The sequence below is a fragment of the Micromonospora sp. NPDC052213 genome, from assembly GCF_040679695.1.
GTDB lineage: Bacteria > Actinomycetota > Actinomycetes > Mycobacteriales > Micromonosporaceae > Micromonospora.
Map to the genome: position 1 here is coordinate 13,120 of NZ_JBFAVI010000009.1, position 12,379 is coordinate 25,498.

12 protein-coding genes are annotated in these 12,379 nt (G+C 76.7%); 9 read left to right on the forward strand and 3 right to left on the reverse strand.

Annotated elements, in window-relative coordinates:
- Positions 1–191 precede the first annotated feature (191 nt).
- The 5 genes from AB0L34_RS04315 to AB0L34_RS04335 are packed head-to-tail and all read left to right on the forward strand — an operon-like array spanning position 192 to position 5,458.
- Complete coding sequence (locus tag AB0L34_RS04315; RefSeq protein WP_363701775.1) at positions 192–1,034, forward strand: hypothetical protein; 843 nt, start codon at positions 192–194, stop codon at positions 1,032–1,034.
- Positions 1,031–1,612, forward strand: coding sequence for a DUF4129 domain-containing protein (locus AB0L34_RS04320; RefSeq protein ID WP_363701777.1), 582 nt, complete (start codon positions 1,031–1,033; stop codon positions 1,610–1,612). Before AB0L34_RS04315 ends, AB0L34_RS04320 begins: the two co-directional genes overlap by 4 nt.
- On the forward strand, positions 1,609–3,162 hold the full coding sequence (locus AB0L34_RS04325) for a DUF4350 domain-containing protein (protein WP_363701779.1): 1,554 nt from the start codon (positions 1,609–1,611) through the stop codon (positions 3,160–3,162). The genes AB0L34_RS04320 and AB0L34_RS04325 overlap by 4 nt, the downstream gene beginning before the upstream one ends.
- Positions 3,159–4,151, forward strand: a complete 993-nt coding sequence (locus tag AB0L34_RS04330) for a MoxR family ATPase (protein ID WP_363701781.1) — start codon at positions 3,159–3,161, stop codon at positions 4,149–4,151. Before AB0L34_RS04325 ends, AB0L34_RS04330 begins: the two co-directional genes overlap by 4 nt.
- Positions 4,148–5,458 carry a DUF58 domain-containing protein gene (locus AB0L34_RS04335; RefSeq protein ID WP_363701783.1) on the forward strand — a complete coding sequence of 437 codons (1,311 nt, stop codon included), beginning with the start codon at positions 4,148–4,150 and terminating at the stop codon, positions 5,456–5,458. The genes AB0L34_RS04330 and AB0L34_RS04335 overlap by 4 nt, the downstream gene beginning before the upstream one ends.
- Before the next feature lie 27 nt (positions 5,459–5,485).
- Here the strand turns inward: AB0L34_RS04335 and AB0L34_RS04340 are convergent, their stop codons facing one another.
- On the reverse strand, positions 5,486–6,472 hold the full coding sequence (locus AB0L34_RS04340) for a stage II sporulation protein M (protein ID WP_363701785.1): 987 nt from the start codon (positions 6,470–6,472) through the stop codon (positions 5,486–5,488).
- 33 nt (positions 6,473–6,505) lie between these two features.
- Between AB0L34_RS04340 and AB0L34_RS04345 the strand changes: the two genes are divergently transcribed.
- From AB0L34_RS04345 to AB0L34_RS04360, 4 genes are all read left to right on the forward strand, one after another.
- Positions 6,506–7,597, forward strand: a complete 1,092-nt coding sequence (locus tag AB0L34_RS04345) for an RDD family protein (RefSeq protein WP_363701787.1) — start codon at positions 6,506–6,508, stop codon at positions 7,595–7,597.
- A gap of 122 nt (positions 7,598–7,719) precedes the next feature.
- Entirely contained in the window at positions 7,720–8,166 is a 447-nt protein-coding gene (locus AB0L34_RS04350; RefSeq protein ID WP_363701789.1) for a hypothetical protein, read from the forward strand.
- Positions 8,163–9,035, forward strand: coding sequence for a tetratricopeptide repeat protein (locus tag AB0L34_RS04355; protein ID WP_363701791.1), 873 nt, complete (start codon positions 8,163–8,165; stop codon positions 9,033–9,035). Before AB0L34_RS04350 ends, AB0L34_RS04355 begins: the two co-directional genes overlap by 4 nt.
- A 49-nt stretch (positions 9,036–9,084) precedes the next feature.
- The gene (locus AB0L34_RS04360; RefSeq protein ID WP_363701793.1) at positions 9,085–9,243 is read left to right on the forward strand and encodes a hypothetical protein; all 159 of its coding nucleotides are present in this window, start codon (positions 9,085–9,087) and stop codon (positions 9,241–9,243) included.
- 156 nt (positions 9,244–9,399) lie between these two features.
- Here AB0L34_RS04360 and ahcY read toward each other — a convergent pair whose 3' ends face one another.
- Positions 9,400–10,899, reverse strand: coding sequence for an adenosylhomocysteinase (gene ahcY, locus AB0L34_RS04365; RefSeq protein ID WP_363701795.1), 1,500 nt, complete (start codon positions 10,897–10,899; stop codon positions 9,400–9,402).
- Positions 10,900–11,214: 315 nt separating this feature from the next.
- Positions 11,215–12,378: a mannose-6-phosphate isomerase, class I gene (manA, locus tag AB0L34_RS04370; protein ID WP_363701797.1), complete on the reverse strand. Its 1,164-nt coding sequence runs from the start codon at positions 12,376–12,378 to the stop codon at positions 11,215–11,217.
- Position 12,379 lies beyond the last annotated feature (1 nt).

The following is a 12,379-nucleotide window of genomic DNA, read 5'->3' on the forward strand; positions in this document are numbered from 1 at the left end:
TGTTTCCATCCCGTTCAGTTTCGGTGGGATCCGCGTCACCCGGCACGGTACTGCCGTGGGACGCCGCCGCCCAGCAACCGACGCCGGCGTCGCCGCCCCGGCGTGCGGGTCCACCCGATCGGACCGCGCGTGTCACCATGATCCCCGCGTGCGCCGTCACGCGCCACCGTCGCCCGTCCCCAGGAGTACGCGTGCCCGACGCCGGCCCGACCGCCGTGCTCCCGCGCCGCCCGCTCACGGTCGGCGAACTGCTGGACTCCGCGGTCCTGCTGCTGCGCGGCCAGGCCCGGGTGCTCGTCCCGCTCGCCCTCGCCCTGGCCGTCGGCGAGCAGCTCCTGCTCTACCCGCTGCGGCTCGCCGCCGACGTCGAGCCCCCCGTCTGGTTCGTGGAGTTCGATCACTTCGGCATGTACTGGCTGCTGCTGGCCGTCGGCGCGGCGACCGAGGCGATGATCATCACGCTGCTGGGCAACCCGGCCGCCCGGGCCGCCGGCGGCGCGCTGTTCGGCCGTACGGTCGGGCCGCGCGAGGTGCTCCGTCCCGCCGGCGCCCGCTGGGGCACCACGGTGCTGCTCACCGCCCTGGTCGGGCTGGTGATGTGGGTTGCCGCGCTGTTCGGGCCGGCCTGGTTCATCGGTTTCGCCCTGCTCGGCGCCGTGGCGCCGGCGCTGGTCGTCGACCGGGTGCACCCGCTGCGGGCCCCGCTGCGCGCCGCCACCCTGGCCGTACGCGGCGGCGGCCGGGCCGGCGGGATCCGGCTGCTCGGCTACCTGTCCTGGTGGATCGTCCGCCTCGGTCTCGGCATCGGCGTCTACTACGGGCTGGACGCGCTCGACCTGGTCGACCGGGCCTGGGCCCCCTGGCTGTCGCTGGCCGTGTGGGCGGGCGTGAACAGCGTCGCGTACCCGGCGCTGGCCTGCCTCGACGCGGTGCTGCACCTGGAGACCCGGATGCGCACCGAGGGGCTGGACATCCGCCTCTCCCGGGCCCGGACGGGCACGCCGGAGGCTGTTCTGCTGGCGGCCGACCGATGAGCTTCAGCCGGTGGTGGACCGAGACCACGGCCGCGCTCGGCGACCGGGTGCCGCTGCCCCTGGCCGCGCTGCTGCTGGTGCTCGCCGCGGTGCTGGTGGCGGTCGGCTGGTACACGTACCCCGCCTGGGTGCCCCGCCGGCTGCCCCGACTGCCCCGGCTGCGGCGACGCCGCCGGAAGCCCGGGCCGGTGGACGCCCCCGCGCCGGTCGTACCCGCGCCGCGCGAGCCGGAGCCGGAGTTGCCGGCCGCCGCGTACGTCTCCCTCGCCGACCGGCTGGCCGCCGAGGGCCGGTACGCCGAGGCCGTCCGGGAACGGCTCCGCGCGATGATCCGCGAGCTGGTCGCCCGGGGGGTGCTCCAACCGCAGCCCGGCATGACCGTCGTCGAGGTGGTGCGGGCCGCGACGGCCAGCCGTCCGCAGGTCGGCCCGCCGCTGGGCGCAGCCGGGGCGATCTTCTCCGAACTCTGGTACGGCCAGCGCCCCGCCTCGGCCGAGCACGACCGGCGGATGCGGGAGCACGCCGCCGACCTGGACCGGCTGCTGACCGGCCGACCCGAGGACGGGCCACGACCATGAGCGCACAGGTCACCGCCGCCCAGCCGGCCCCGAAGGCCGGCGACGCCCTCCGGCGACGTCGCCGCCGGCACCGGCTGCTGATCCCGTTGGGCCTGGCCGCGCTGCTGTTGACCACCACCCTGGTCACCCACGCGGTCGACCAGCCCGATCCCACCGACCGGGGGTTCCTCTCCCCCGTCGCGACCGGGGACGACGGCGGCAGCCGGCTCGCCGAGGCGCTGCGGGAGCGGGGCGTCACGGTGCAGCGCGAGACGGACACACTGCGCGCGCTGCTGGCCGCCCGCGGCGGGCCGGCCACGCTCTTCGTGCCCGCGCCGGCGCTGCTGCACCCGGACACGGTCTTTGCGTTGGGCTCGCTTCCCTCGGCCACCCGGCTGGTGCTGGTGGACCCGCCGCGGCGGGTGCTGGACGCGATTCCGCTGCCGGTGGAGCCGGCCGGCCGGCGGTGGGCCGCGCAGGCGGTGGAGCCCGACGCGCGGGGCCTGCCCTGCCCGATGCCCGAGCTGCGCCAGCTCGGACGGGCGGCGGTCGGGCTGCAACGCTACGCGGTCACCCCGGGCGGGTCGGCGCCCGTGCAGTTCTGCTTCGACGGCGGGCTCGCCCGGCTGCTCCGGGTCCCCGAGAGCGTGGTGGTGGTCGGCGCCAGCGACCCGTTCCGCAACGACCGGATCGACGAGTGGGACAACCGGGCGTTCGCCACCGCGCTGCTCGGTGGGACGGGCCGGGTGGTCTGGCTCGACCTGGACGGCCAGGCGCCGCCGCCGACCTTCGGCTCCGGCAGCAGCGGCAGCCCGGCCTGGTCGCCCACCCCGGGCGGTTCCACCGAGTACGACGGGCCGGGCGGCGGTCGGCCCGGCGGCCCGGGCGACGGCGACGGGCGGCCCGGCGGCCCCGGCGGCCCGGGCGGCGGCTCCGACGACGACGGTGACGACTCCCGCGCCGACGGCTCCGACCCGCCGAACCCGCTCTGGTCCGCCTTCCCCGGCTGGTTCTGGGCACTGTTGGTGCAGCTCGCCGTCGCCGCCCTGCTGGCCGCGCTCTGGCGGGCCCGCCGGCTCGGCCCGCCGGCGCCGGAGCGGCTGCCGGTGACGGTCCGCTCGGCCGAGACGGTGCTCGGCCGGGCCCGGCTCTACGAGAAGGCCGGCGCCCGGGACGCGGCCGCGCGGACGCTGCGCACCGCCGCCCGGGACCGCCTGCTGCCCCGGCTGAACCTGCCGCCGACCGCCCCGCCCGCCGAGGTGGCCGCCGCCGTCGCCGCCCGCACCGGCGACGGCCCCGGACGGACCGAGGAACTGCTCTACGGCGGCGCGCCCGACACCGACCAGGACCTGCTGGAGCTGGCCCGCGCGCTGGACCGGCTGACCCGCACGGTCGCCCCGCACCCGGCCGACGGACCGCCGACCGAGGCGCACGCCGCGCGCCCGACCGAGGCGCACCCCGCGCCGCACCCCGCGCATCCGGCCGACGCGCACGCCGTGTCCGACCCCGCCGACGGGCCGCCCCCGGCAGCCGCACCGCACCCGCACCGACCCGAAGGAGACCCTCGGTGACCCGACCCGCCGGAACCGCCGATCCGCTGACCGCCGGCCCCGCCGACCCCCGGGCCGCCCTGCACCGGCTGCGCGCCGAGGTCGCCAAGGCGGTCGTGGGGCAGGACGCGGTCGTCACCGGCCTGGTGATCGCCCTGCTCTGCCGTGGGCACGTGCTGCTGGAGGGCGTGCCGGGCGTGGCCAAGACCCTGCTGATCCGCACCGTGGCCACCGCGCTCGACCTGCGGTCCAAGCGGGTGCAGTTCACCCCGGACCTGATGCCGGGGGACGTGACCGGCTCGCTGATCTTCGACCCGCACACCGCCGCCTTCACCTTCCGCGAGGGGCCGGTGTTCACCAACCTGCTGCTCGCCGACGAGATCAACCGGACGCCCCCGAAGACCCAGTCGGCGCTGCTGGAGGTCATGGAGGAACGACAGGTCTCGGTCGAGGGCGACCGGCGTCCGCTGCCCGACCCGTTCATCGTCGCCGCCACCCAGAACCCCATCGAGTACGAGGGCACCTACCCGCTGCCGGAGGCGCAGCTCGACCGGTTCCTGCTCAAGCTCACCGTGCCGCTGCCCAACCGGGAGGAGGAGCTGGGGGTGCTCCGCGCGCACCACGCCGGCTTCGACCCGCGCGACCTGACGGCCGCCGGCGTACGGCCGGTGGCCAGCGCGGCCGACCTGGCTGCCGCCCGGGCGGCGGTCGGCCGGGTGCACATGGCCGAGCCGCTGTTCGGCTACATCGTCGACCTGTGCCGGGCCACCCGCAGCACGCCGGCGCTGGAGCTGGGCGCCTCGCCCCGGGGCGCGACCGCGCTGCTCACCACCGCCAAGGCGTGGGCCTGGCTGGCCGGCCGCGACCACGTCGTCCCGGACGACGTGAAGGCGGTCGCCCGGCCGACGCTGCGGCACCGGCTGCGGCTGCGCCCCGAGGTCGAGCTGGAGGGCGTCGGCGTGGACGCGGTGCTGGACACGGTGCTGGCCACCGTGCCGACGCCGCGATGACCTGGCGGGCGGCGCTCCTGCTGGCGGCGGGCGCGCTGACCCTGCCGGCCTGGCCGGCGCCGTTCGTCGGCCTGCTGGTGATGACCGGCGGGGTGCTGCTGCTCGTGCTGGTCGACCGGGCGCTGGCCGCGCCGCCGGGGGCGCTCGCGGCGACCCGGGAGGGCGACCGCGCGGTGCGGCTCGGCGGCACCGCCACCGTCGCGCTGCTGCTGCACAACCCCACCGGCCGTACGCTGCGCGCCCGGATCCGCGACGCCTGGGTGCCCTCGGCCGGCGCCCGCCCCGACGTGCCCCCGGCGCAGCTCGTGCGCGTCGAGCCGGGCGGGACGGTGGCGCTGCCCAGCCGGCTCACCCCGCTCCGGCGGGGCGACCGGCCGGCGGTGGCGCTGACCGTGCGCTCGTTCGGGCCGATGGGGCTGGGCTTCCGCCAGCGCTCCGGCCGCCCGGCCACCCCGCCGTGGACGCTGCGCGTGCTGCCCCGCTTCGACTCCCGCCGGCACCTGCCGGAGAAGCTGGCCCGGCTGCGCGTGATCGACGGCACCCAGGTCAGCCGGGGGCGCGGCCAGGGCACCGAGTTCGACACCCTCCGCGAGTACGTGGTGGGCGACGACGTCCGGTCGATCGACTGGCGGGCGAGCGCGCGCCGGGCCGACGTGCTGGTGCGGACGTGGCGGCCGGAGCGGGACCGCCGGCTGGTCTGCGTGCTGGACACGGGCCGCACGTCGGCGGTGCGGGTCGGCGACGAGCCCCGGCTGGACACCGCGATCGACGCCGCGCTGCTGCTCGCCGCCCTCGCCGCCCGCGCCGGTGACCGGGTCGACCTGCTCGCCGCCGACACGGCGGTCCGGGCCACGGTGACGGGCACCGGCCGGCCGGCCCTGCTCTCCCGGCTGGTGCACGCCCTCGCCCCGCTCCAACCGACGCTGGCGGAGACGGACTTCGACCTGATCGCCGGTGAGCTGCTGCGCCGGCAGCGCCAGCGCAGCCTGGTGGTGCTCTTCACCGCGCTGGAGGCGGGCGCCCTCGGCGAGGGGCTGCTGCCGGTGCTCCCCCGGCTCGCGGCCCGGCACAAGGTGGTGATCGCCGCGACGCACGACCCGGTGCTGACCGCGCTCACCACGGCCGTCCCGCAGCGCCCCGGCGACGCCTACGCGGCGGCGGCGGCCTGGCGGGCGCTGGCCGAACGCGACCGGGTCCGCGCCGCGCTGGGCCGGCACGGGGTGACGGTCGTCGACGCCCCGGCGGGCCGCCTGGCCCCCACCCTGGCCGACACCTACCTGCGCCTCAAGTCCCTCGGCCAGCTCTGATCCCCCGGGCCGGTCGGGGCGGGGCGGTCAGCGGCGGGCGTACGGGGCGAGGACGTCGTCGCCCTCGCGCGCGGCGGTCGCCCGGCGGCCGAGCACCACGACGTACGCCAGGAAGGCGAGCCAGACGGCGGCGCCCGCGAGGACGCGGAGCGGGACCGGCACGGGCGCGGGCGTCACGAACGCCTCGATGACGGCGGAGACCGCGAAGAGCCCCACCAGGCCGACGGCGACCAGGACGCCCTCGCGGCCCGCCCGGGCGACCGCCTGCCCCCGGGTGAGCTGGGCGGGCGGCGCGATCCACGCCCACCCGACGCGCAGGCCCACCCCGGCGGCCACGAAGACGCCGGTCAGCTCCAGCAGCCCGTGCGGGGTGATCAGTCCGAAGAAGACGTCCGCGCGGCCGTAGGCGACCATCACCCCGCCGACCACGCCGATGTTGAGCGCGTTCTGCCAGAGCAGGTAGAGCACGGGGACGATGAGCACCCCGGCGGCGAGACACTGGGCGGCGAGCCAGGCGTTGTGCGTCCACAGGTGGAAGGCGAAGGTCGGCGCGGCGAACTCGGTGTAGTAGCCGGCGAAGCCGGACTCGACCAGGTCGGCGGCCGCCTCCTCGCCGATGAACGCGCCGGCCGTCTCCGGGTTGCCCGCCACGTACCAGATGAGGAAGAAGCTGAGCAGGGTGAACCCGGTCGCCACCCCGCACCACCAGGGCCAGGCGCGGTAGACCGCGCCGGGGAAGCCGACCAGCAGGAACCTGCCGACCGCCGCCCAGGACGGCCGCGGGCGGCCGGTGAGCCGGGCCCGGGCCCGCAGCACCACCTGGGAGAGCTGGCTGACCAGCGCCGGGTCGGGTGAGCGGCTGCGCAGCACCGAGAGCTGGGTGGTCGCCCGCTGGTAGAGGGCGACGAGTTCGTCGACCTCGGCGGCGTCGAGCCGGCCGCGCCGGGAGAGTTCCTCCAGCCGCCGCCACTCCCCGCCGTGTTCCGCGACGTACGCGTCGAGATCCACCTTCACCCCCGTCCGGCGATCATAGTGTTCACTGTCGGGGTGAGAGCGCAACCACGACCGCCGGCCCGACCCGCCCCGTGGGGCGACGCCGGGCTGGTCAGCGGGGAGGCCGTGGAGCTGGACGTCCGGGCCGCCCGGATCGGCTCCCGGGTGCTCGCGCTGATGCTCGACATCCTGGCCCAACTGGTCCTCGTGCTGGTGCTGTCGATCGCCGCCGGCGTCGTGCTCGGCAACCTGCCGCCCGGGCTGGTCGACGAGGCGCTGACCGGTGCCCTCGCGACGGTGGGGCTGGTCCTGGTGCTGGTCGGCTACCCGGTGCTCTGCGAGCGGTTCAACCACGGCCGGACGCTGGGCAAGCTGGCGGTCGGGCTGCGGGTGGTCAGCGCCGACGGCGCCCCGGTGGGGCTGCGGCAGTCGCTGACCCGGGCGCTGGTGGGCGTGGCGGTGGAGTGGCCGGGCCTGGTGCTGCCGCTGCTGAGCTGGGTCGCCGGCGTGACCGTGATGCTGACCGACCGGCGGGGGCGCCGGCTGGGCGACCTCGTGGCGGGCACGCTCGTCGTGCACACCCGGGCGGCGACCGCCTGGCGGCCGGTCCCGACGGCGGTGCCCGTGCTGGTCGGCTGGGCGCACACGCTGGACCTGAGCCGGCTGGACGACGGCCTGGCGCTGGCCGCCCGGCAGTACCTGGCCCGGGTGCGCCACCTGGCGGAGCCGGCCCGCGGGCGGCTGGGGCGCGGCCTGTGGGCCGAGATCTCGGCGGTGATCACGCCGCCCCCGCCGCCGGGCATGCCGGAGTCGGTCTACCTGGCCGCGGTCCTCGGCGAGCGGCACCGGCGGGCCTGGCACCGGCTGGGCCGCGGTCGCGCCGTCGCCGCGACGCTCTGGCCGGAGCTGACGCCCGGCCCGCCCGCGCCGCCCCGCGCGGTCCCGGCCGCCGCCCCGCCCGAGGTCGCCGCGCCACCCGGCACGATCCGTCCGGCGGTGCCCGGCGGCGCGCCGGCCGCCGTGCCGGCGCAGCCCGTCGCGGCGGTACGGCCGGCGGTCGCGGCGGTGACCGCGTCGACGCCGCCGTCCACCTCCGCCCCGTCGGCGCCGGCGGGCGTCATGTCCACGCCCGACGCCGGCACCTGACCGGCGGGCGCGGGCACCCGACCGGCGGGCGCGGGACACCCGAACGGCGGGCGCGGGACCGCCGACCGTCGCCCGGCTGTGGCAGGATCCGGCTCGCTCGCCCCTACCGAGACGGGAACACCGTGGCCGACGACCTGTTCACCCCCACCATCGCGCCGGCGGCGTACGAGGCGCGTCGCCCGCCGTGGCGACCGCACTCGCTGCTCTTCCCCGCCGTGTTCGGCGGCCCGACGGCAGCCACCGTGCTGGCCCTGGTCAACGGGCACCGGCTGGGCCTGCCCCGCCGGACGCACCTGGCGGTGCTCGGCGTCGGGCTGGCCGGGCTGGTGGCCCGGCTGGTGGTCACGCTCGTGGCCTTCGACGACGGGGCCGACCGGCCCGTCCGGCTGATCGGGGCGCTGGCCGGCGCGCTGGTCTGGCTCGCTGCCTCCGCCACGCAGAAGCGCCGGTTCCGGGCGTACGAGCTGCGCGGCGGCGAGCCGGCGTCGCTGTGGCTGCCCGGCGTCGGGGCGGTGCTCCTGTTCGGCTTCGCCGAGGCCGCGCTGATCGTGCTGGTGGCCGCCGCGTGACCGCCCCGGAGACCCAGCTCGCCCGGGTGGTCCAACTCCTGGAGCTGAACCGGCTGGAACAGGCCCTGGACGAGGTGAACCGGCTCCCCGCCGCGCTGGCCGCCAGCCCCGCCGCGTTCCGGCTGCGGGCGGCGGCACTGACCGGGCTGGACCGTTGGGACGAGGTGGTCGCCGTCGCCCGTCAGGGCCTGGCCGAGACCGGCCCGGACGCGGAGTTGCTCGGCCGGCTGGGTCTCGCGCTGCGCCACCGCCGCGAGTTCGCCCCCGCCGAGCGGGGCCTGCTCGACGCGCTGGCCATCGAGCCGGAGAACCCGTGGCTGCTCTGCCAGTACGCCGACCTCTGCTCGGCCGTGGGCCAGACCGACAAGGCGGAACGCCTGGTCGCCCGCGCCGCCGCGATCGTCCCGGACGCGCCGGCCGTCTTCGCCTCCCGATTCCAGCTCGCGTACGCCCGGGGCGACGACCGGGCCGCCGAGCGCATCTCCCGCGAGTTCCTCGGGGCGTGGCCGGCCAACCCCGCGGCGCTCGCCCTGCACGGCGTCGCCGCGGCCCGGCGCGGCCGGGTGGGCACCGCGCACCGTGCCTTCGGCCAGGCGGTGGCGCACGATCCGACCGACGCCGACTACGCCGAGGCCGCCTGGGCGAGCCGGGTGTACACCCACCCGCTGCTGCTGCCGCTGCGACCGCTCTACCGGCTGGGGGTCCTCCGCACCTGGCTGCTCGCGATCGGCGTGGTGGTGCTGCTCAACCTCGCCGGGCTGGACCTGCTCGCGGGCCTGTTCGGCCTGGCGTGGGCGCTCTTCTGCGTCTGGTCGTGGATCGCCCCGCCGCTGGTCCGCCGCATGGTCCTCGGCCGGTGGCGGTCGTGAGGGCGGTGCGGCCGGTGGCGGTCGGGAGCGCGCGTCGGCGGTGGCGGTCGTGAGGGCGTTCGGGCCGTGGCTGGCCGTCCTGGCGGTGGTGCTGCTGCTCAGCGCGTTGCGCCTGCGCGCCCTGGCCACGGTGGTCTCGCTGGCCTGGCTCGCCTGGTGCGTGTGGACCTGGGTCCGCCCCGCCCGCCGCCGTTCCCGCCCGGACTGACCCCGCTCCCGCCCCGGCCGGCCCCGGCCCCGAGGGCTCCCGCCCCGACTGACCCACGCCCGCCGCGGCACGCCGACGGGCCGGCCGCCCGCAGTCGCCGGAGACGCCGACGGGCCGGCCCGCTGGCGCGGGCCGGCCCGGTCGGTGCGGGTCGGCTCAGTACCGGTAGTGCTCCGGCTTGAACGGGCCCTCGACGGAGACGCCGAGGTAGGCGGCCTGCTCCTTGGTCAGGGTGCTCAGCTTGGCGCCCAGCGCCTCCAGGTGCAGCCGGGCGACCTTCTCGTCCAGGTGCTTCGGCAGCACGTAGACGCCGACCGGGTATTCCTCGGTCTTCGTGAACAGCTCGATCTGGGCGATCGTCTGGTTGGCGAACGAGTTCGACATCACGAAGCTCGGGTGGCCGGTGGCGTTGCCCAGGTTCAGCAGGCGGCCCTCCGACAGCACGATGATCGCGTGCCCGTCGGCGAACTTCCAGAGGTCGACCTGCGGCTTGATGTTGACCCGCTCCACGTCGGACCGCTTCGCCAGGCCGGCCATGTCGATCTCGTTGTCGAAGTGGCCGATGTTGCCGACGATGGCCTGGTGCTTCATCCGGGCCATGTGCTCGTTGGTGATGACGTCGAAGCAGCCGGTGGCGGTGATGAAGATGTCCGCCTGCTCGACCACGTCGTCCAGGGTGGCGACCTGGTAGCCGTCCATCGCCGCCTGGAGGGCGCAGATCGGGTCGACCTCGGTGACCACGACCCGGGCACCCTGGCCGCGCAGCGACTCGGCGCAGCCCTTGCCGACGTCGCCGTAGCCGAGCACGACCGCCATCTTGCCGCCGATCAGCACGTCGGTGGCCCGGTTGATGCCGTCGATGAGCGAGTGGCGGCAGCCGTACTTGTTGTCGAACTTGCTCTTCGTCACCGAGTCGTTGACGTTGATGGCGGGGAAGAGCAGGGTGCCGGCGCGGTGCATCTCGTAGAGCCGGTGCACGCCGGTGGTGGTCTCCTCGGTCACGCCCTTGATGCCGGCGGCGATCCGGGTCCACCGCTGGCCGTCCTCGGCGAGCGAGCGGTGCAGCACGCCGAGGATGACCGCGTACTCCTCGGAGTCGGCGGACTCGACCGGCGGGACGGCCCCGGCCTTCTCGAACTCGACGCCCTTGTGGACCAGCAGGGTGGCGTCGCCGCCGTCGTCGAGGATCATGTTCGGGCCCTGCCCGTCGGGCCAGGCGAGCACCTGCTCGGTGCACCACCAGTACTCCTCCAGGCTCTCGCCCTTCCAGGCGTAGACCGGCACGCCGGCCGGGGCCTCCGGGGTGCCGGTCGGGCCGACCACGATCGCGGCGGCGGCGTGGTCCTGGGTGGAGAAGATGTTGCAGGACGCCCAGCGGACCTGCGCGCCGAGCGCGACCAGGGTCTCGATCAGGACAGCGGTCTGGATGGTCATGTGCAGCGACCCGGTGATCCGGGCGCCAGCGAGCGGCTGGGCGTCGGCGAACTCACGACGGATCGCCATCAGGCCGGGCATCTCGTGCTCGGCGAGCTGGATCTCCTTGCGCCCGAACTCGGCGAGCGACAGATCCGCCACCTTGTAGTCGCCCTCGGCGAGGGTGCTCGGCCGGGCCTCGGACGGCGTTCCGCTTGCGGACGCCGGGAGGGTGCTGGTCATGGAAGCTCCTGTCGGACGATGTGCTGCGCGACCCTCCACCTTACGCGCGCGGGCCGCCGCGGAAGGGACCGGCCGGTGAAGAGAGCAGGAAGACAGAAGCGGGCAGCGCACGGGGCGGTCGGTCGTGGACGGACTCTCCGTCCACCAGCCGCCCGCCCCGTGCATCCCCCCGGTTTGGATCCCTCGCGCGCGTTCTCGGACCGTCGTCGCGATAACGCTGCGTACCCATAGAGTCACACTGCGCAGTCGCCGCGTCAAGTCGTTCCGGGAAAGTCGGACTTGCCCCGCCTGGCGACCGGTGGGCGGGCGACCGGCTCAGCCCAGGCCGCAGCTCGCCACGTACGCCTCGCCCGTGCCCGCCACGCGCAGCGGCCCGGCGGCGGCCGTGCCGACCGCGGCCTGCCCCCGTCCGAGCGTCACCGCGCCCGTCCCGTCGTCGACCGAGAGCTCCCCCGCGCAGCAGAGCACCACGCGCGGCCCGGGCACCGACAGCGTCACCGCCGGCAGCGCCGCGCCCACCGTCACCCGGTGCAGCGCGAAGTCGTCCACCGGCACCGGCCAGGTGACCACCCCGGGGTCGACCTCCAGCGACGGCACCACCGGGTCCCGGAGCACCTCGAAGCGCAGCACCCGGAGCAGCTCGTCGACGTCCACCCGCTTCGGCGTCAGACCGCCGCGCAGCACGTTGTCGCTGGCCGCCATGATCTCCACGCCGGTGCCCCGCAGGTAGGCGTGCAGGTTGCCGGCCGGCATCCAGATCGCCTCCCCGGGCGCCAGCCGCACCCGGTTGAGCAGCATCGCCACCAGCACCCCCGGGTCGCCCGGGTAGGCGGCGGCCAGCTCCCGGGCCAGCTCCGCGTCGGGCCCCCCGACCGCCGCCGACGCCGCGGCCCGCACCAGCGCGTCGCGCTCGTCGGCGGGCCAGGTCAGCAGCAGCCGTACGGCGTCGCGCAGCCCCGACGGGCCGGTGCGCAACGCCGCCAGCACGGGCTCCAGCGCGGGTACGCCGAACCCCGCGAGCGCCTCCGCCGAGGCGGCCGGGTCACGGAACCCGCAGAGCGCCTCCATCGGCGAGAGCGCGACCAGCAGCTCCGGCTTGTGGTACGGGTCGACGTAGTTGCGCTGCCCGTCGGGACGGCCGGCGTCGGCGGCGTGCCCGGCACGGGCCTGCTCGGCGTCCGGGTGCGCCTGCAGACTCAGCGGGGCGTCCGCGGCGAGCACCTTGAGCAGGAACGGCAGCCGGGTGCCGAACCGGCCGACGACCCGCTCGCCGAGCCAGTGGTCCGGCTCGGCGAGCAGCAGGTCGGTCAGGTCGACCCGGCCGCCGTCGCGGTCGACCGTGGCCGGGCCGCCCGGGTGGGCGCCCAGCCACAGCTCGGCCTCCGGGCCGTCGCTCGGCACCGGCCTGCCCTGCAACTGGGCGATCGCCGAACGGGACCCCCACGCGTAGTCCCTGATCGGTCCGTACAGCAGTTCCACC

Bases quoted from the DNA above. Each gene is read 5' to 3' on its own strand.
- AB0L34_RS04320 (WP_363701777.1), top strand. From the start codon at position 1,031: ATGAGCTTCAGCCGGTGGTGGACCGAGACCACGGCCGCGCTCGGCGAC.
- AB0L34_RS04325 (WP_363701779.1), top strand. From the start codon at position 1,609: ATGAGCGCACAGGTCACCGCCGCCCAGCCGGCCCCGAAGGCCGGCGAC.
- AB0L34_RS04335 (WP_363701783.1), top strand. From the start codon at position 4,148: ATGACCTGGCGGGCGGCGCTCCTGCTGGCGGCGGGCGCGCTGACCCTG.
- ahcY (WP_363701795.1), bottom strand. From the start codon at position 10,899: ATGACCAGCACCCTCCCGGCGTCCGCAAGCGGAACGCCGTCCGAGGCC.